The following is a 15775-nucleotide window of genomic DNA, read 5'->3' on the forward strand; positions in this document are numbered from 1 at the left end:
GAGATATTTCATGACTGACGCCGCGCAGGCCAAAACCTCAGTTTCCAATACACCCGCTGCGGCGGCAAAAGTGGCGTCGCCCGCAGCGAATGTCGTCGATAAACCGGCACCTGCCGAGCGGCCCATGCGGACTGCCCCGAACCCTGAACAGATCCGCCGGGCGTTTGAAAGTGGCAAGTATCCTTACACCAAGAAAATGGCCCGCCGGCCGTATGAGGCAGAAAAGGCCCGCCTGCAGGCTGAACTGCTGAAAGTGCAGCTTTGGGCGCAGGAAACCGGTCAGAAATTTGTGTTGTTGTTTGAGGGTCGCGACGCGGCTGGCAAGGGCGGTACCATCAAACGGTACATGGAGCACCTGAACCCCCGGTCGGCCCGGGTTGTCGCGCTGAACAAGCCGACATGGGAAGAAAAGGGTCAGTGGTATTTCCAAAGGTATATCAATGAATTGCCGACCGTAGGTGAGATGGTTTTCTATGATCGGTCCTGGTACAATCGCGCCGGTGTCGAGCGGGTCATGGGGTTCTGCGAACCCAACGAATATCTGGAGTTCATGCGCCAGACGCCTGAATTGGAGCGCATGTTGGTGCGGTCGGGTATCCGTTTGTACAAATACTGGTTCTCGGTCACGCAGGAAGAGCAGCGCAACCGGTTCAAGTCACGCGAAACCGATCCGTTGAAGCAGTGGAAGCTGTCGCCGATTGATAAGGCATCGCTGGACAAGTGGGATGATTATACCGAGGCAAAAGAGGCGATGTTCTTTTACACAGACACCGCTGATGCGCCGTGGACCATCATCAAGTCGAACGACAAGAAGCGCGCGCGCCTGAATTGCATGAAGCATTTCCTGTCGACCATCGATTATCCGGACAAGGACCATGACATCATCGGTCAGCCCGATCCGCTGATTACCGGGCAGGCGCATCATGTCATCCATCGCGCCGAACATATCCTTGGCACCGCGCTGCATCCCGATACGCGCAAAAGCTAAGGGCGTTCAGATTGCCTGTAATTGTTCAAGAAGCGGCTGCAGGCGTCTGAAAACGATAGGTAATTCTTTTGTTGGGGCGGGCCATTTTGCTTTGGGCAGGTCCGCCCAGACAGTCATGGATTTGCGGCGCAGAAAGTCGCCGTGCCGGTGGGTCTTGTCATAGGGTGCAGGCACGCGTTTCAAGTCGGGTTGGTCTGGTGTCAGGCCGTGATCTGCAAGGTCGGCGCAGGTTTTGGCGATGATATCGCCGGTTGGCCCGTCGATGGCTGCGCGCCAGCGTGTGAGGGCCTCTTTGTCAAACGCCATGATCCCTCCGCCAGCTTTGACATAATCAGGGGCAATTCCGAAAAACAGTCCGGTTTGCAGGCCGGGGCCGGTGATCGTCCAGAGCATGTGCAGATGGGTGTGATAGGGTGTCTTGTCCTTTGAGAACCGTACATCTCGGTGCGGGCGAAACAGCTTGGGCGTGACCTGCCAACCGGGGTTGGTTTTCAGGTCATAGGCAATCTGATCCAGCAACAGGGTTGCAGGTGTTTTTAGTTCAGTTTCAAAGCGTTGCTTGTTGTCATTAAACCAGTCGCGCGTGTTGGTTTTTGCCAGATCTGCAAGGAATGCGCGGGCGTCTGGGATCAGGTGGGCGAAGGGATCTGACATGGGGCGGCTCCGGTCTGCTGGGTCTGGGTGCAGGGTGTCAGAGCGTAGTATGGCATGTGGATCGCCAGGACCCGAGCAGTGTTTTGGGTGGCAGCCCGGTGTTTGATCCGGGCCGCCTGTTGTCTTCAGGGATTAACAGCCATCGACGCAGGTGCCGTCGGATGAGAATTCCATCGTGTTGCCACTAAGCGGAATGTGGACGGGCATAGTGGCCAGGTCGCGGAACTTTGCGGTGCGGGTGCCGTCGATGACCTTGCCGCCTTTGGTGGCCTCTTCGTTGGCGTGGGACGGGATCACCGAGGCGGGTTTGACCAGTTCGTTGACCACATAGGCGGCTTCGGTTGGGCCGGTGGTGAAGGTGTCGCCGATATTGATCACGACAAGGTTGGCGCCGTAAAAGCCCTTCACAACGGCCTCTTGTTCCGCCGTCATGCCGGTATCGCCCGAGAGATACGCGGTCAGGCCGTTCGAGAACCGCAGGATGTAACCGGTCGGCGGGCCGACATAGCCGGCAATACCTGCGGCTTTCATCAGATCGCCAAGATCACCGCCGATGAAGGCCGGGTTGACGCCGTTGCTGTGCGCGGCGGGCACGGTCGAAATGCCAACCCCGCCCACGGTGTGGGTTGCGCCAAAGCGGGCGAGGACCGATTTCTTGGGATCACCGTCAAGGCTGGCCAGTTTTGCACCGAAGAACGGCGGCATTTCGCTGCCGGTCACGATCTTGGCGCCCTTGGCGTGGGCAATTCTGACGACATTGGTTTCGGGCAGGGCGACGACCGACAGGTCGGGCTTGCCGCAGGCACCGGCATCGACAGCGCTGGTGTGGCGCGCGCCGACGTGGTCGCCATGCATATGTGTGACCAGAAGCGCGTCGATATCGCCCAGTCGCGGATCGTCGGCCCCTGCGATGGTCATGCCCGCGTCATAGAGGATGCGGGTGCCATCGGGGTCTTCGAACATGATGGCGCGGTCAAGGCGGCAGAATTCGCCGGTGATGCCCCCCAGCGGGGTGACTTTGACGTTTTGTGCCAGCGATGCGGTGGCCGCAAAAGCTGCGAAGCCGCAGCCGGCAACAAGGGTTAGGATTGCTGATTTTTTCATGGTCGATCTCCTCCCGATGGTCGATTCCCGTCCAAAAGTACCATGGTTTAGCGATTTATGTGAAAAAGGATTGATAAAATCGATTTATTGATGTCCCGCGTCCGCGTTCTGGCCTGAGATGCGCAAGACGCCAACACCGCTCATGGCCACTGGCCTGTGGTGTGGTCGAGTCCGGCTGACCCTTTGGTGCAAGCGCGACAAGGAGTCTTGCGCCGGGTCAACTGGCCAGATACGCCAAACCCATGATCCCGCGGATGACATATTCTGGCCACGCCAAGGCGATTGCCATTTTGGGGCTGCCGTTGATAGGCGGCCACCTTGCGCAGTTTGCCATTGGCCTGACCGATACGGTCATGCTGGGCTGGTATGGCGTTGAAGAGCTGGCGGCGGTCACATTGGCCGGAAGCTATTTCTTTGTGCTGTTTCTGTTGGGGGCAGGGTTCGGCTGGGCCGTCCTGCCGATGGTCGCGGCGGCAGATGCTGAGGACGACGAGACCAGCATTCGCCGGGTCACCCGAATGGGTCTGTGGTTGTCGCTGTTGTTCGCGACCTTCGTGGTTCCGGCGTTCTGGTTTTCGCGCCCGATCCTGCTGGCGCTGGGGCAAGAGGTCGAAGTGGCCAATATGGCCGCGCAATACCTGAAACTGGCGGGCTGGGGCTTGTATCCGGCGCTTTTGGTTGTTGTGCTGAAGTCCTATCTTGCTGCGTTGGAACGCACCCAGATTGTGCTGTGGATCACCATTGCTGCCGCGTTTGCCAACGGGTTTGCCAATTACGCTTTGATCTTTGGCAACTGGGGCGCGCCGGAACTGGGCGTCACCGGTGCTGCGATCGCGTCGATTGCCGCGCATATGGTGTCGCTGGCGGGCGTCGTGATCTATGCGTTGATTGTCCTGCCAGAACACAACCTGTTCCAGCGGTTTTGGCGGGCCGATTGGGAAATGTTCGCGCAGGTGTTCCGGTTGGGTGTACCGATCGGGCTGACCAGCCTGAGCGAAGTCACACTGTTTGCAGGGTCGGCCGTGATGATCGGCTGGTTGGGGGCGGTGCCGCTGGCAGCACACGGGATCGCGCTGCAACTGGCCTCGGCGACGTTCATGATTCATCTGGGCCTGAGCAATGCGGCGACGGTGCGGGCTGCGAATGCGTATGGACGTAAAGACCGGGCGCATCTGGCGCGTGGGGCCATGGTGGTCTGTTTCATGTCATTGGGCATTTCGGTCTTTGGCGTCGTGGCGTTTCTGGTGTTTCCCGAAGCGTTGCTGTCGCTGTTCATGGAACATGACAACCCCGAGCGCGCGACGATCATGACCATCGGGGTCGCCTTGCTGGCCGTGGCGGCGTTGTTTCAGACCGTGGACGGGTTGCAGGTTGTGGCGCTGGGATTGTTGCGCGGGGTGCAGGATACTGCGGTGCCGATGATCTATGCGGCGCTGTCGTACTGGGCGGTCGGGATGCCCGCGTCTTACGTTCTGGGTTTTGTTTTTGATCTCGGCGGCGTCGGCGTGTGGCTGGGGCTGGTTGCGGGGCTGGCCTGCGCAAGTGTTCTGCTGTTGGCGCGATTCTGGCTGTATGGCATCCGCAAACTGCCCGCACCGGTTTGATGCTGCCCCTGTTTATCGACCTTTATTGCGAGCGGACCGGCCCCGGGTTCTGGGGTGAACCGGTCAATGCGCTGAGCAACCTTACCTTTGCGGCGGCCGCTTTGATCGCGGCGCGCAGCCTGTCGCGCCGGGGTGGGGCGGACAGGGGCGAAGTTGTGCTGGTGGTGTTGGCGGGGGTGATCGGGTCTATGCCGCCGGGACGGTCGGTTAAAGCCGCTCCATCGTGACGATAAAGCCGTGGCAGCGGTCTAGGGGTGTATCGGTGCAATGCGGGGCGTATTTCTGATTGAGATGCTTGAGCGCCGGATAGATCGTGTAGTACCGGTTATGGACCCAACGCGCGCGGGCCCAGTGCCGGTTTTCAGCTTCGACATCGCCATATCCTTCGATGCTTTCGATCTTCAGATCACCGGCGCTGGCAATCAGGTCTTCGAGGATCTCTTTGGTGAAATGGCGGTAATGCGTGTCATTGTCGTTGGGGAAATTGACCGAGGGCGTGGTCAGGACAATCCGGCCGCCGCGTTTGACCAGATCGCGGACGTTGCGCAGGGCTTCGACGCATTGGTCTGGGGGGATGTGTTCAATCACTTCGACAAAGGTGGCGGCGTCGAAGGGGTCTGTGAAGGTTTCGGTAAATTCCGGGTCTTTTACATCGCAGCACAGAAACCGGGCGTCGGGAACAAGGCGTTTGGCGTGTTCGATGCCGTTCTTGCTCCAGTCGATACCAACGGTGTCGAGCCCGGCCCGAGCCATTTGGCCACAACTCCACCCGTCGCCGCATCCCACGTCGATGACGGTCTTGGCACCGCTGTCTTTCACAAGGTCGACGACGCGCGCGATGTAGGCCCGGTGCATGATTGTCCAGATGCAGTCTTCGTCCAGCAGCCAGATGTCGGGAAACCTGTACGTATAGTCATCAGCGGTGAACATCCGCCCCTCGGCGGCGGACCGTGTGTCCGTAGAATGCTGGTTCATCTGAAAAAACCTGGGCTGCGTGAAGAAAATGTCTTTCGGTTAACCTTCGTTAACGCGAGGCAGATTTCAAAGGATTTCTTGGGGTCGCGAGGTCACATTTTGGTCAGCGATCAGATTTGGGAGGCAGGGGTCACGGGGCGTGGGCAGATCTCAGGCGGGGTCCTGCCAGGGGGGCGGGATTGGTTTTCCGTTCACGCGAACCTCGTTGCGTTCGTTATCCAGCACGACGGGGGTGTCGAACAGGGTGAGCGTGGGGCGCACGCCAAAGCGGCCTTCCATCCAGTCGGCCCAGCCGTCATGGAACCATGCAAGCGCGTTTTCGCGGCTGTCAAATTCATAGATGCCGCCGCCGCCCGCATCCGAGTTCAGGTAATACTTGCGGCGCAAGCCTTTGACATCGTGAAATATCTTGGTGGATTCGACCGACTGGTCGATCACCATGTCTGTGTCGCGTTTCGGGCCATCCAGCGGGATCTGTACCAGTGCGATGATCATGTTGGTCCTTTCGGTTGCGCCGCCAGTATGCGTGGAAACCAGTGATGCGCAACGGGATCAGGACTTGCGGGTTTTCATGATCCGGTCGGCCTTCTTGCGGACCAGAACGGCGCGCAGGTCGTGCATGGCGAGCAGCAGCGCGTCAGTGACGTCTTCCAACTGCTCGTCATTGGCACGGGTTTGCGCCCAGTGGGTGGTCAGGTTGAGGTAATCGACAGCGCGGTGGATATCATCGAGATCGCGTTCGGCCAGCAATTCGGTCCGGTCGGCCATCCAGTCGCGGATGATTTCGACATCTTCGTCAGACAGATCGCGGTCACCATGCGGCTTGATTTCGCCGTTCTTGATGTTGACGACCGCGATCTGGTCCATTTCGATGCGTCGCTGCCGGTTTTCGGTGTCGACACGGAACACAAAGGCTCCGTTTTCGCGGACACGAAAATAGTATTCTGGCAGATCCGTGCTCATTCAGGTCACCTGTCTTTAAGTCAGAGCCGCGCAAAACGTCTGAATGCGGGTGCAGGCCTCGGTCAGGGCCGCGTCCGAGGTGGCATAGCTGACCCGGAAGTTTGGCGATAGTCCAAAGGCCGCGCCAAACACGGCGGCGACGCCGGTGTCTTCCAGAAGCTTCTTGGAAAAGACTTCGTCGTTTTCGATGACGGTGCCGTCCGGAGTGGTCTTGCCGATCAGCCCGGCAATCGAGGGATAGACGTAAAACGCGCCCTCGGGGGTCGGGCAGGTGATGCCGTCAATGGCGTTCAGCATGTCAACCACCAGATTGCGGCGGCGTTTGAAGACCTCGTTATTGGCAGCCAGGAAATCCTGCGGACCGTTCAGCGCCTCTACAGCGGCCCATTGCGATATGGTGCAGGGGTTTGACGTTGATTGCGACTGGATCTTGCGCATCGCCGCGATCAGTTCAACAGGACCAGCGGCATAGCCGATGCGCCAGCCGGTCATCGCATAGGCTTTGGAGACGCCATTGCAGGTCAGGGTGCGGTCGTACAGGCCCGGTTCAACCTGCGCCGGGGTGCAGAATTCGAACCCGTCATAGGCAAGGTGTTCATACATATCGTCGGTCATCACCCAGACATGGGGATGGCGCATCAACACGTCGGTCAGCGCTTTGAGTTCGGCCCGCGAATACCCAGCCCCAGTTGGGTTCGACGGCGAGTTGAAGATCAGCCATTTGGTCTTTGGGGTGATCGCGGCCTCAAGCTGATCGGCGGTGATCTTGAACGATTGTTCAAGCGAGGCTTCGACTATGACCGGAGTTCCACCGGCGAGCAGCACCATATCGGGATAGCTGACCCAATAGGGGGCCGGGATGATGACCTCGTCGCCCGGATTCATTGTGGCCATCAACGCGTTATACAGGATCTGCTTGCCGCCCGATCCAACCGACACCTGCTGCGGCGTATAGCTGAGGCCGTTTTCGCGGGCGAACTTGTCACAGATGGCCTGTTTCAGTTCGGGGATGCCATCGGGCGCCGTATACTTGGTTTTTCCGGCGTTGATCGCGGCAATGCCAGCGGCCTTGATATTGTCGGGCGTGTCGAAATCGGGCTCGCCTGCGCCAAGGCCGATCACGTCCTTGCCAGCGGCCTTAAGTTCTTGCGACAGCGTGGTTACCGCGATGGTCGGCGACGGTTTGACACGGGCGATGGCGTTGGACAGGAAACTCATTTCGGCCTCGGTTTGTAACTTGCACTGGACTGTCATAGGGTGCCGCCGAACGGCGATCAAGCCGAACGACCAAAGGAAACGGAGCTATACGATGACCGAGACGGAAAACGACTGGTTCGGACCCGAAGCTGCGACTTTTGGCGACCGTGTCACAGCCGCACGGGAAGCTGCCGGGATGACCCAGGCGCAGCTGTCCAAACGGTTGGGTGTCAAGAAAACCACCGTGCGCGGCTGGGAAGAAGACCTGTCGGAACCTCGGGCAAACAAGCTGTCGATGCTGTCCGGGTTGCTGAATGTCTCGATCATGTGGCTGCTGACCGGCGAAGGCGAAGGCATGGAAACCCCCGGCAGTGACGCGGAACTGGCCGGGGATCTGGTCAGCGTCATGACAGAACTGCGCGCGATCCGCGAAGAGATGCGCGCCGGGGCCGAACGTCTGGCCCGTCTGGAAAAGAAACTGCGGGTGATGTTGGAGCAGGAACAGGCATGACCGAGACGCGCGAAAACCGGATCAAACGACTGAAGATGCGCTCGATGCGGCGCGGCATCAAAGAGATGGATATTATCCTGAGCGCGTTTGCCGACCAGCGTCTGGCGGCGATGGCACCTGCCGATCTGGATCTGTATGACGCGCTGCTGAACGAGAACGATCAGGATCTGTATCAATGGGTTACCGGACAGGTTCCGACCCCTGATCCGTTTGGGCCGTTGATGGGCGAAATCGCGCAAACCTTTCAAAAATAGACAAATACCAGCTTAACTGATTCTTCGGTAATTCGCGTCACTCTTAAGCCCGAGCAGGACGAGTCGGAGAGACGTATGAGTTACGAAATGCAGTTGGACCCGGTATCCAACAAGGGGTTCATGGCCGGCTATCTTGAGTCGCTGGCGCTGGTTGAGCGGTTGCACAGGCTGCTTCTGGACGTGATCAAGGATGAATTCGAGCGGGTCGGCGTGTTAGAGATCAACGCGGTTCAGGCGCTGCTGTTGTTCAACATCGGCGACAATGAAGTCACCGCCGGAGAGCTGAAAAGCCGCGGGTATTATCAGGGCAGCAATGTCAGCTACAACCTGAAAAAGCTGGTCGACATGGGGTACATGCACCATCAGCGGTGCGAGGTTGACCGCCGGTCTGTCCGGGTCCGTCTGACCCAGAAAGGGCGTCATGTCCGGGATGTGGTGGCGACGTTGTTTTCGCGCCATGCCAAAGGGCTGGAAGACAAGGGCGTGATCGACCATCAGGGCATAGAAGATATCACAACCGCGCTGAAGCGGGTCGAGCGGTACTGGACGGATCAGATCCGGTACATTTACTGAGGCAGGCCGCCCGTGGCCCCAGTGGGCTGCGGGCACACAGGTCAGTTGCTGGTCGGGTTTGTCATTGGCAGGGCCGAAAGGGCCGGTGTCTCCAACTCGCGCAACAGTTTGCGGACTATTGCGGCTTCGAAGTCGTCAAACCCCAGGGCGGTTTCGACAAAGGCGTCTGGGCCCAGGATCACCCAGGCCCGGAAATAGGATGACAGCGCGCTGATCTCTTCCAGATCCTGATCGCCCTGACGCAGGGCATCCGTGCCGACGGGCAGGGCGTTGATGGTAAGGGAGTTGTGAGACAGCGCGGCCTTAACATCGCGGGGATGTGGGCCGGTGTTGTGGCGGCCATCGCCCGACAGGTCGAGCACACGGGTCCAGCAATCAGGCTGTTGCGCCAGAAGGGCTGCGCCAAACCGCATGGCCTGACCCAGCCCGGTGCCCGGCGGAGCAGGTGTTCGGGCGGTTCTGTTCAGGCGATGTGCCACGTCGCGGGTGGAGGCCGGTGTATCGAGGGTGGTCCAGTCGATCAGGAGGCGTTGATAGCCGATATCGCTCCACTCAAAGACGGACAGGCGGATCGGCGCGCCGGGCATGGCCATCAGTGCGGCTTGCACGTCGGGGTGCAAAAGGGCAGCGGAGACTCCGTCAAGTTGCAGGCGGTATTCGGTGGCATCGACCGATCCGGAGACGTCCAGCCCCAGTGCAAGCGCCTTTCGGCAGTCTGCCTGTGCGGGCAGGGCTGTGAGCAGGCACAGGCACAGCGCCAACCGGATCATCCCGGCGACTTCCGCTGGGTGATGGGGGCTAGCCCGATGGCGCGCGGGGTCATTTCGCGCACCAGTTTGCGCACCATGGCGCGTTCATAATCGTCAAACCCCTGGGCGACCTCAAGAAACGCGCCCGGGCCGTGCAGAACCTGGGTGCGGTAATAATCGATCAGGGTGACTTCGGCTTCGAAATCGGCGCCGTTGACCACCAGACCGTTGACGACAACATCCGCGAACGGAAACTCCCGATAGGCGGTTTCGGGTGGGAAGCCTTCGTTGTTTTCACCATCGCCCGCCATGTCGAGGGTGCGGAACAGGCAATCGGGTGCGGTTGCGAACAGTCCGGCCCCATAGCCCAAGGCATAGCCCATGGCCGTCGGAAATTCAGATTCGCTGCGGGTGGATGTGCCAATGGTTCTGGCCAGATCAAGAAGGTCTCCGCGCGAGCGCAACATGCGCCAGTCAGCGATCAGATCCTGATTGTAGCGCCCGCTCCATTCATAAACGGCAACGGCGATAGGCAGAGGTGAGGCGAACACCGCCGCCTCGACCTGGGGTGAGATCAGCGCGGTGGCAAGCCCACCGCGTTGCAGCGCATCTTCAGCCGGGTCGACCGAACTGGACACATCCAGCGCCAGAACAAGGGCCAGCCGACAGTCTGCAGCCGCAGCAGGGCTGGCCAGAGTCGCCAGAAAAGCGGCCAGCCTTACCAATGGCCAGTGTTTTCCATGCTTGACCAGGGTTCCGCCGCTGGCAGCGAGTCGCCGATTTGCAGCAGCTCGATCGAGATGTTGTCAGGCGAACGCACAAACGCCATACGACCGTCGCGCGGTGGGCGGTTGATGGTGACGCCATTGTCCATAAGGTGCTGGCATGTCTCGTAAATATTATCGACGCCATAGGCGAGGTGGCCAAAATGGCGGCTGTCGCTGGGCAGGCCGTCGTCACCGTCCCAGTTGTAGGTCAGTTCGACAGGGCAGTCTTCTTGTCCCGGAGGTGCGAGGAAGATCAGCGAAAAGCGGCCTTCTTCGCTGTCCATGCGGCGGGTCTCAACCAGCCCGAGCAGCTTGTAGAATGCCATGGATTTTTCGAGGTCCTTCACGCGGACCATTGTGTGAAGATATGTCAGGGCCATTTTGCCAGATCCTTGTCGCAATGCAGTTGGGCGAAGCTTAACGTCGCCTGCGGGCTTGTCGAGCCAGTATCAGAAGGCAGATTGAATTCCGAAGTTCACACCAAAGCGCTGCGCCTCGTACAAACCGATGTTACTGTCGGTTTTTGACGCGCTGACCCGCATGGTGGGGTTAAAGCCGTAATAGTCGAATTTGTTGAAAATCAATGTGAAATCAACCTGCACCCGGTCATCTTCGCGGCCATCCGGGCTGTGCGGAGAAAAGTCGTAGTCGCGTTTGCGTGCCCATATCCCAAGTTGGGCCGTGGCCCCGAACAGGGGCTTGGCAAAGGTGATCTGGGCACGCAGCCCGATTTCGGTGAATTCATCGACACGGGCGTTCGATGTTGCCACGGCACCGGTTGCGTTTGTCCACAGATGCGACCCGGAAGGCAGTAGGAACGAATAGGACAGATCGCCCCGCAGGGTGTCAGAATCGCTGCGGGTGATCCCGATCTGGCGTTCCCCAGCGATGCGGGCGTTCACCTTGCGACCGCCTTCAAGCTGATAGGTCTGCCCAACGCTCAGACGACCAAAGCGCGCGTATTCGTCACCACCGTACCAGCTTTGGCCCAGATCGGCCGACACGCGGTATTCACCCCGGTTTTCGAAGTTGAGGCCGCGGTGGCCATAGCCCAGCGTATAGGACGCAAAGGCAAAGTCATTGCCCTCGGCGCTCGGCGCCAAAGATTTCGCCTCGGATGACAGGGTGTAATGGCGGATATCGGTCGAGAATATCACGTCATGTGCGCGGGTGTCGGTTTCGACCAGCCGGTAGCGGGTGGTCAGGCCAAAGGCGTATTCAATGCCGGACAGCGCCAGAGAGGATCCGCCCAATTGGTATTCGACGGGTTGGCCGTAAAGAACTTCGGACAGTTCATAGTTCAGGAAAGACGAGCGTTCGGACGAGCCATTGTTGATGTTGCTGTCCGGGGTAATCGAGAACGAGATGCGGGTCAGCCATGGATTGCGGGCCCGAACATAGCGGAAATCACGGATCGCGCGCTGTTCCAATGCCTCGTTCGGGGCATGTTGGACGGCACGGCGCAGCCAAAGCTGGGACCATGTGTGCTGCTCGTTAGACGCCAGCGCCTGGGCCATCAACATCGAGCTCGAGTATCGGTGTTCGTCGTTTTCGGCCAGTTTCCATGCCTGTTTGGCTGATGCTTTTGCTTCTTCGAACTTGCCGATATTGCGCGCCGCGCGCGAGTGGATCAGCAGCGCATCCCGATCATTCGGATTGCGCTGCAAAAGGGCTTCGGAAAAGCTGTAGGCCTGGATCATCTGCCCGTTTTCCAGCGACAGGAAGGCCGCAACGCGCATGTCTTCGGGTGACAGCTGGATCGGTTGATCTGCCGGTGCCTGTGAAGACACCAGCGACAGCGCTGTGACCAGTGCTGCGATCCGGGGAAGGGGCCCTGTTTGGCGCGCCATGTCGGACGATCTAGTTATAAACGATGAAACCAGCGGTTTCGCGGACAGCATCGGCCGTCGGATCCAGATCGCTTTCGACCACGATCACACCAACGATTTCATCTGCGTTGCCCGAAACAATGGCATAGTAGTTGCCTTCTTCGAACGTATCGGTTTCGCCATCCGAGGTTTGATAATAACTGGCGAGCGAGCCGATGATTTCACCGTTGTTATCCATAACGCCGGGGCCGACTTCGAACACCAGCGCCGGAATAGCCGCCAGCGTGGTGTTATGTTCAGCATTGAAGCGGTTGATGATGCTATCGGTGATTTCGACCCCATCCAGATTGTAAATCTGACGGTTGCTGACGAAACCGCGCACGGCATCCCCACGCGTGTTGGTGGAATCGTTGAAATCGTCGAAGTCGATGGCAATGTTGATGTCTGCGGTGGTGTATTCCAACCCGCCTCGGCCGGCATAGTCGCGCACGCCGGCCACCTTGCCGCTGAACAGGGCCTGACCTGTGGTGGGCAGGGTGACATCATTGTCGCGCTGATAAACGAAGCCGCCAAATCCGTAATTGATGTAAGCGCCGGTCCGCACGATGGCAAACTGGGTGTTGCCCGAGGTGCTGACGCCATAGATCGCGCGGTGCGAGAATTGCGAAATCAGGTCGCCGTCGAAGCTGTCGGGAAACACCTGATCGCCTTCGTAGACCGCGAAGGGCCCGAGATTGCCAAACGGTGTGGCGCGGGCATAGGTGTTGTCGCCATCAAAGCCGAGGTTATCGACCGTGAATGTATCGTTGGTCGAGTCATAGCTGATGCTTTCTGCATAGCCATTGCCGGATTTGGTGGCTTCGGTGCTGGTCGGTTCACTGCGGAAAATGCCGACGGCTGCAGACGGAGATTCGGTGCCTGGCGGAACAACGCGGTCGCTGTCGATCGGCTCTCCGGTATCTCCGGGTTCTTCTATAACTTCTTCGTCTGTGTCTTCTTCATCGACAAAAGGGTTGCCCCCGCTGCCACAGGTCGAAAGCACAAGGAGCGCTGCCAACGCAACGTAATAAGGTTTCATCACTGCCTGCCTCTGCTCGTATTATACGGCTTGTTTTGAGCCAGCATTTCGGGCACGCGAAAAAAAGTCAACAATCAAAGACCCATATGAGGTGAATGGGGCGCAGGGATGGCTTAATTGCAATACCCGATGTGGGTGTTTTAGAAGCGGACGCGTCAAGATATAGTGGGCGGCGACTCATGTTGTGAAAAGGACCCGCCCATGTCGCTGTCGCCGGAACACCAGGCCGAAATCGAAGCATTGCGTGCCAAGCCGCAATCGACCCTGCGCGCGGTAGCCGAAGGGATCGAGCCGCATCTTTATACGGCCCATCCGGTTCTGGATCATGGGTTTGTGCGGGTCATCGACTATATGGGCGATGATGCAGCGATCTGTCAGGCGGCAAGGGTGTCATATGGCAAAGGCACAAAATCGGTGCAGAACGACGAAGGGCTGATCCGCTATCTGATGCGGCACTGGCATTCGACCCCGTTCGAGATGTGCGAACTGAAGCTGCATGTGAAGCTGCCGGTCTTTGTGGCGCGCCAGTGGATTCGCCATCGGACGGCCAACGTGAATGAATACTCGGCCCGCTATTCGATTTTGGACCGTGAGTTTTACATCCCGGCGCCAGACCAGATGGCGGCGCAATCGGCGATCAACAACCAGGGCCGGGGCGAAGCGTTGCAGGGCGAAGAGGCCGCGCGGGTGCTGGAGATGCTGAAATCGGATTCAACCCGGGCCTATGACCACTATCAGGAAATGATCGGTCAGGACGGGCAGCAGGGGCTGGCGCGCGAGCTTGCTCGGATGAACCTGCCAGCAAATATATACACCCAGTGGTACTGGAAGGTCGACTTGCATAATCTGTTTCATTTCCTGCGGTTGCGGGCGGATGCTCATGCACAATATGAAATCCGTGTCTATGCGGATGAGATCTGCAAGATCGTCGCGGATTGGGTGCCGTTTGCCTATCGCGCGTTCGAAGATTACCGGTTGGGTGCGGTGTCGTTTTCGGCGCAGATGGTCAAATGCCTGCAGCGGATGCTGAAGGGCGAGCAGGTGACGCAGGAAAACTCGGGCATGAGCGCACGCGAGTGGCGCGAATTCGAGACGGTTCTGAAAGATCAGGCCTGATCCTTGACGCCGGTGCGGCGCGGTTTTTTGGGGTCTGCCCCGAAATCTGCCCGCGCAGCGTTTTGAAGTGTCGCGATGGGCGGTGACGAGAGCGCGGTTGACCAGATAGGGTCGGCATAAATCGCGCGACCACTTGTTTGGCTGAGAGCCAATGGTCGCGCGCAGTCAAGTACTTGGAATACTTGGATTAAAATGCCGAGTTTTCGGTTCTTGGGCCTGTGCCCCGGCAAGGCCGGGATACGGCGGTTCCGACAAGAACAGCGTTTAAAGGGGTTGTAAGTCTCCGGCCATCTGGCGTCCGTCACGGCCGTCGATCAGCTCGTATTGGACTTTCTGGTTGTCAGCGAGGCCCGTCATCCCTGAACGTTCTACGGATGAGATGTGTACAAACACATCGTTTCCGCCTTCGTCGGGGGCAATGAACCCAAACCCTTTGGTCGTGTTGAACCATTTCACGGTGCCGGTAGGCATGTCCCGTGTCTCCTTCTCACTTTCACAGTTTCCCCGGAAGAACCCGGGGTCGCTCTGGATGTGGCCCTGTTCACAGTCGACCGGCTTTTGAATCGGACGGCTGTTCGTCAGGCTGCACCCGGTTCCAAGGATTACAATCTGTGGGCAAAAATCAAGAAAAAGGGGGTGAAATCCTGCAACTTGCGCGGTAATTGCACATTCTGCAGGAGGATCAGAATGGATTTGTACGGTCTTAAGTCATGTGACACGTGCCGCAAGGCGCTGAAATTATTGCCAGACGCCAACTTCGTGGACGTTCGCGCCGAAGGTGTGCCGTCAGAAATGATGCAGCGGGCCTTTGCTCAATTTGGCGCGGCGTTGGTTAATACACGGTCAACCACGTGGCGTGGGTTGACTGAGTCGGAGCGGTCGCGCGCGCCTTTGGAGCTGCTGGCCGAACATCCGACTCTGATGAAACGCCCATTGATCGATGCGGACGGGGTGTTGCATCTGGGGTGGACGGCGGAAACGCGAGCAGCCCTTGGCGTTGCATAGAGGCGTGCCTATCTGTGCTGAACGCAAAGGAGTGTTTGTATGCGCAATGCCGCCCTTGTTCTGGGCGTGATCGCCGGTGTTATCGGCATGATCGTCGGGTTTTTCAACTATGGCTATACGGCTGCTGTCGACCATTTCGGTGAGATCGAAGGGCTGGCCGAGCAGCTTTCGAATGTCGAGATGATCCGGCTGACGTCCATCTTCGCGCCGCTTTTGGCGATTGTCGGGGGCGCGATGGCCCGGTCACGGGCTTTGTGGGGCGGCGGTCTGATGCTGTTGTCTGCGGGGCTGATGTATATGGGATTCGGGTTTGGTGTGTTTACCATGTTCCCGATTGTGTTTGCGGCCACCGGCGGAATCCTGGGGATTGCCGCCGGTAAACCGGATGAGCCAAAGGCCCATTTCTGA

21 protein-coding genes are annotated in these 15775 nt (G+C 58.8%); 9 read left to right on the plus strand and 12 right to left on the minus strand.

Going from position 1 to position 15775, the window contains the following annotated elements:
- Positions 1-10 precede the first annotated feature (10 nt).
- Positions 11-988: a polyphosphate kinase 2 gene (ppk2, locus tag FOY56_RS06505; RefSeq protein ID WP_146345001.1), complete on the plus strand. Its 978-nt coding sequence runs from the start codon at positions 11-13 to the stop codon at positions 986-988.
- A 6-nt stretch (positions 989-994) separates the two neighbouring features.
- Here the strand turns inward: ppk2 and FOY56_RS06510 are convergent, their stop codons facing one another.
- Positions 995-1642, minus strand: coding sequence for a TIGR02453 family protein (locus tag FOY56_RS06510; protein WP_146345002.1), 648 nt, complete (start codon positions 1640-1642; stop codon positions 995-997).
- Positions 1643-1774: 132 nt separating this feature from the next.
- Positions 1775-2746, minus strand: a complete 972-nt coding sequence (locus FOY56_RS06515; protein WP_146345003.1) for an MBL fold metallo-hydrolase — start codon at positions 2744-2746, stop codon at positions 1775-1777.
- A gap of 254 nt (positions 2747-3000) precedes the next feature.
- Between FOY56_RS06515 and FOY56_RS06520 the strand changes: the two genes are divergently transcribed.
- Together FOY56_RS06520 and FOY56_RS06525 are read left to right on the plus strand one after the other, a co-directional pair.
- Positions 3001-4350: an MATE family efflux transporter gene (locus tag FOY56_RS06520; RefSeq protein WP_246139428.1), complete on the plus strand. Its 1350-nt coding sequence runs from the start codon at positions 3001-3003 to the stop codon at positions 4348-4350.
- The gene (locus tag FOY56_RS06525; RefSeq protein ID WP_146345005.1) at positions 4350-4577 is read left to right on the plus strand and encodes a hypothetical protein; all 228 of its coding nucleotides are present in this window, start codon (positions 4350-4352) and stop codon (positions 4575-4577) included. The genes FOY56_RS06520 and FOY56_RS06525 overlap by 1 nt, the downstream gene beginning before the upstream one ends.
- Here the strand turns inward: FOY56_RS06525 and FOY56_RS06530 are convergent.
- The 4 genes from FOY56_RS06530 to FOY56_RS06545 all read right to left on the minus strand — a co-directional run bounded on the left by FOY56_RS06530 (position 4558) and on the right by FOY56_RS06545 (position 7506).
- A complete protein-coding gene (locus tag FOY56_RS06530) occupies positions 4558-5325 on the minus strand; it encodes a class I SAM-dependent methyltransferase (protein ID WP_146345006.1) in 768 nt (255 codons plus the stop codon). The genes FOY56_RS06525 and FOY56_RS06530 overlap by 20 nt on opposite strands.
- Before the next feature lie 150 nt (positions 5326-5475).
- Positions 5476-5820 (minus strand): hypothetical protein, encoded by a 345-nt coding sequence (locus tag FOY56_RS06535; protein WP_146345007.1) that lies wholly within the window; start codon positions 5818-5820, stop codon positions 5476-5478.
- A 57-nt stretch (positions 5821-5877) separates the two neighbouring features.
- Complete coding sequence (locus tag FOY56_RS06540) at positions 5878-6288, minus strand: hypothetical protein (protein WP_146345008.1); 411 nt, start codon at positions 6286-6288, stop codon at positions 5878-5880.
- 15 nt (positions 6289-6303) lie between these two features.
- Positions 6304-7506 (minus strand): pyridoxal phosphate-dependent aminotransferase, encoded by a 1203-nt coding sequence (locus tag FOY56_RS06545; protein WP_146345158.1) that lies wholly within the window; start codon positions 7504-7506, stop codon positions 6304-6306.
- Positions 7507-7597: 91 nt separating this feature from the next.
- On the opposite strand from FOY56_RS06545, the gene FOY56_RS06550 reads away from it, so the two are divergent.
- The 3 genes from FOY56_RS06550 to FOY56_RS06560 all read left to right on the plus strand — a co-directional run bounded on the left by FOY56_RS06550 (position 7598) and on the right by FOY56_RS06560 (position 8823).
- Positions 7598-7996: a helix-turn-helix domain-containing protein gene (locus FOY56_RS06550; RefSeq protein ID WP_146345009.1), complete on the plus strand. Its 399-nt coding sequence runs from the start codon at positions 7598-7600 to the stop codon at positions 7994-7996.
- Positions 7993-8250 carry a succinate dehydrogenase assembly factor 2 gene (locus FOY56_RS06555; RefSeq protein ID WP_146345010.1) on the plus strand — a complete coding sequence of 86 codons (258 nt, stop codon included), beginning with the start codon at positions 7993-7995 and terminating at the stop codon, positions 8248-8250. The genes FOY56_RS06550 and FOY56_RS06555 overlap by 4 nt, the downstream gene beginning before the upstream one ends.
- Positions 8251-8325: 75 nt before the next feature.
- Positions 8326-8823 (plus strand): MarR family winged helix-turn-helix transcriptional regulator, encoded by a 498-nt coding sequence (locus tag FOY56_RS06560; RefSeq protein ID WP_246139429.1) that lies wholly within the window; start codon positions 8326-8328, stop codon positions 8821-8823.
- Between the two features lie 41 nt (positions 8824-8864).
- Here the strand turns inward: FOY56_RS06560 and FOY56_RS06565 are convergent, their stop codons facing one another.
- From FOY56_RS06565 to FOY56_RS06585, 5 genes are all read right to left on the minus strand, one after another.
- Positions 8865-9593, minus strand: a complete 729-nt coding sequence (locus tag FOY56_RS06565) for a DUF1194 domain-containing protein (protein WP_146345011.1) — start codon at positions 9591-9593, stop codon at positions 8865-8867.
- On the minus strand, positions 9590-10297 hold the full coding sequence (locus FOY56_RS06570; RefSeq protein ID WP_146345012.1) for a DUF1194 domain-containing protein: 708 nt from the start codon (positions 10295-10297) through the stop codon (positions 9590-9592). The genes FOY56_RS06565 and FOY56_RS06570 overlap by 4 nt, the downstream gene beginning before the upstream one ends.
- On the minus strand, positions 10291-10719 hold the full coding sequence (locus tag FOY56_RS06575) for a VOC family protein (protein WP_146345013.1): 429 nt from the start codon (positions 10717-10719) through the stop codon (positions 10291-10293). Before FOY56_RS06575 ends, FOY56_RS06570 begins: the two co-directional genes overlap by 7 nt.
- 69 nt (positions 10720-10788) lie before the next feature.
- Complete coding sequence (locus tag FOY56_RS06580) at positions 10789-12189, minus strand: surface lipoprotein assembly modifier (RefSeq protein WP_186766263.1); 1401 nt, start codon at positions 12187-12189, stop codon at positions 10789-10791.
- Between the two features lie 10 nt (positions 12190-12199).
- A complete protein-coding gene (locus FOY56_RS06585) occupies positions 12200-13246 on the minus strand; it encodes a hypothetical protein (RefSeq protein ID WP_146345015.1) in 1047 nt (348 codons plus the stop codon).
- Between the two features lie 201 nt (positions 13247-13447).
- Here FOY56_RS06585 and thyX point away from each other — a divergent pair, with 201 nt between their 5' ends.
- The gene (thyX, locus tag FOY56_RS06590; protein ID WP_146345016.1) at positions 13448-14362 is read left to right on the plus strand and encodes an FAD-dependent thymidylate synthase; all 915 of its coding nucleotides are present in this window, start codon (positions 13448-13450) and stop codon (positions 14360-14362) included.
- 264 nt (positions 14363-14626) lie between these two features.
- Here the strand turns inward: thyX and FOY56_RS06595 are convergent, their stop codons facing one another.
- Positions 14627-14833: a cold-shock protein gene (locus FOY56_RS06595; protein ID WP_146345017.1), complete on the minus strand. Its 207-nt coding sequence runs from the start codon at positions 14831-14833 to the stop codon at positions 14627-14629.
- Positions 14834-15049: 216 nt separating this feature from the next.
- On the opposite strand from FOY56_RS06595, the gene FOY56_RS06600 reads away from it, so the two are divergent.
- Both FOY56_RS06600 and FOY56_RS06605 read left to right on the plus strand, forming a co-directional pair.
- Positions 15050-15367, plus strand: coding sequence for an ArsC/Spx/MgsR family protein (locus FOY56_RS06600; RefSeq protein ID WP_146345018.1), 318 nt, complete (start codon positions 15050-15052; stop codon positions 15365-15367).
- 39 nt (positions 15368-15406) lie between these two features.
- Positions 15407-15775, plus strand: a complete 369-nt coding sequence (locus tag FOY56_RS06605; RefSeq protein ID WP_146345019.1) for a hypothetical protein — start codon at positions 15407-15409, stop codon at positions 15773-15775.

Source organism: Falsiphaeobacter marinintestinus (assembly GCF_007923355.1).
GTDB classification, from domain to species: domain Bacteria; phylum Pseudomonadota; class Alphaproteobacteria; order Rhodobacterales; family Rhodobacteraceae; genus Phaeobacter_A; species Phaeobacter_A marinintestinus.

Coding starts and splice junctions, on each gene's coding strand:
- FOY56_RS06530 (WP_146345006.1), bottom strand. CDS start 5,325: ATGAACCAGCATTCTACGGACACACGGTCCGCCGCCGAGGGGCGGATG.
- FOY56_RS06580 (WP_186766263.1), bottom strand. CDS start 12,189: ATGGCGCGCCAAACAGGGCCCCTTCCCCGGATCGCAGCACTGGTCACA.
- FOY56_RS06575 (WP_146345013.1), bottom strand. CDS start 10,719: ATGGCCCTGACATATCTTCACACAATGGTCCGCGTGAAGGACCTCGAA.
- FOY56_RS06565 (WP_146345011.1), bottom strand. CDS start 9,593: ATGATCCGGTTGGCGCTGTGCCTGTGCCTGCTCACAGCCCTGCCCGCA.
- ppk2 (WP_146345001.1), top strand. CDS start 11: ATGACTGACGCCGCGCAGGCCAAAACCTCAGTTTCCAATACACCCGCT.
- FOY56_RS06535 (WP_146345007.1), bottom strand. CDS start 5,820: ATGATCATCGCACTGGTACAGATCCCGCTGGATGGCCCGAAACGCGAC.
- FOY56_RS06520 (WP_246139428.1), top strand. CDS start 3,001: ATGACATATTCTGGCCACGCCAAGGCGATTGCCATTTTGGGGCTGCCG.
- FOY56_RS06585 (WP_146345015.1), bottom strand. CDS start 13,246: ATGAAACCTTATTACGTTGCGTTGGCAGCGCTCCTTGTGCTTTCGACC.
- FOY56_RS06560 (WP_246139429.1), top strand. CDS start 8,326: ATGAGTTACGAAATGCAGTTGGACCCGGTATCCAACAAGGGGTTCATG.
- FOY56_RS06555 (WP_146345010.1), top strand. CDS start 7,993: ATGACCGAGACGCGCGAAAACCGGATCAAACGACTGAAGATGCGCTCG.
- FOY56_RS06595 (WP_146345017.1), bottom strand. CDS start 14,833: ATGCCTACCGGCACCGTGAAATGGTTCAACACGACCAAAGGGTTTGGG.
- FOY56_RS06515 (WP_146345003.1), bottom strand. CDS start 2,746: ATGAAAAAATCAGCAATCCTAACCCTTGTTGCCGGCTGCGGCTTCGCA.
- FOY56_RS06600 (WP_146345018.1), top strand. CDS start 15,050: ATGGATTTGTACGGTCTTAAGTCATGTGACACGTGCCGCAAGGCGCTG.
- FOY56_RS06510 (WP_146345002.1), bottom strand. CDS start 1,642: ATGTCAGATCCCTTCGCCCACCTGATCCCAGACGCCCGCGCATTCCTT.
- FOY56_RS06540 (WP_146345008.1), bottom strand. CDS start 6,288: ATGAGCACGGATCTGCCAGAATACTATTTTCGTGTCCGCGAAAACGGA.
- FOY56_RS06605 (WP_146345019.1), top strand. CDS start 15,407: ATGCGCAATGCCGCCCTTGTTCTGGGCGTGATCGCCGGTGTTATCGGC.
- FOY56_RS06550 (WP_146345009.1), top strand. CDS start 7,598: ATGACCGAGACGGAAAACGACTGGTTCGGACCCGAAGCTGCGACTTTT.
- thyX (WP_146345016.1), top strand. CDS start 13,448: ATGTCGCTGTCGCCGGAACACCAGGCCGAAATCGAAGCATTGCGTGCC.
- FOY56_RS06525 (WP_146345005.1), top strand. CDS start 4,350: ATGCTGCCCCTGTTTATCGACCTTTATTGCGAGCGGACCGGCCCCGGG.
- FOY56_RS06545 (WP_146345158.1), bottom strand. CDS start 7,506: ATGAGTTTCCTGTCCAACGCCATCGCCCGTGTCAAACCGTCGCCGACC.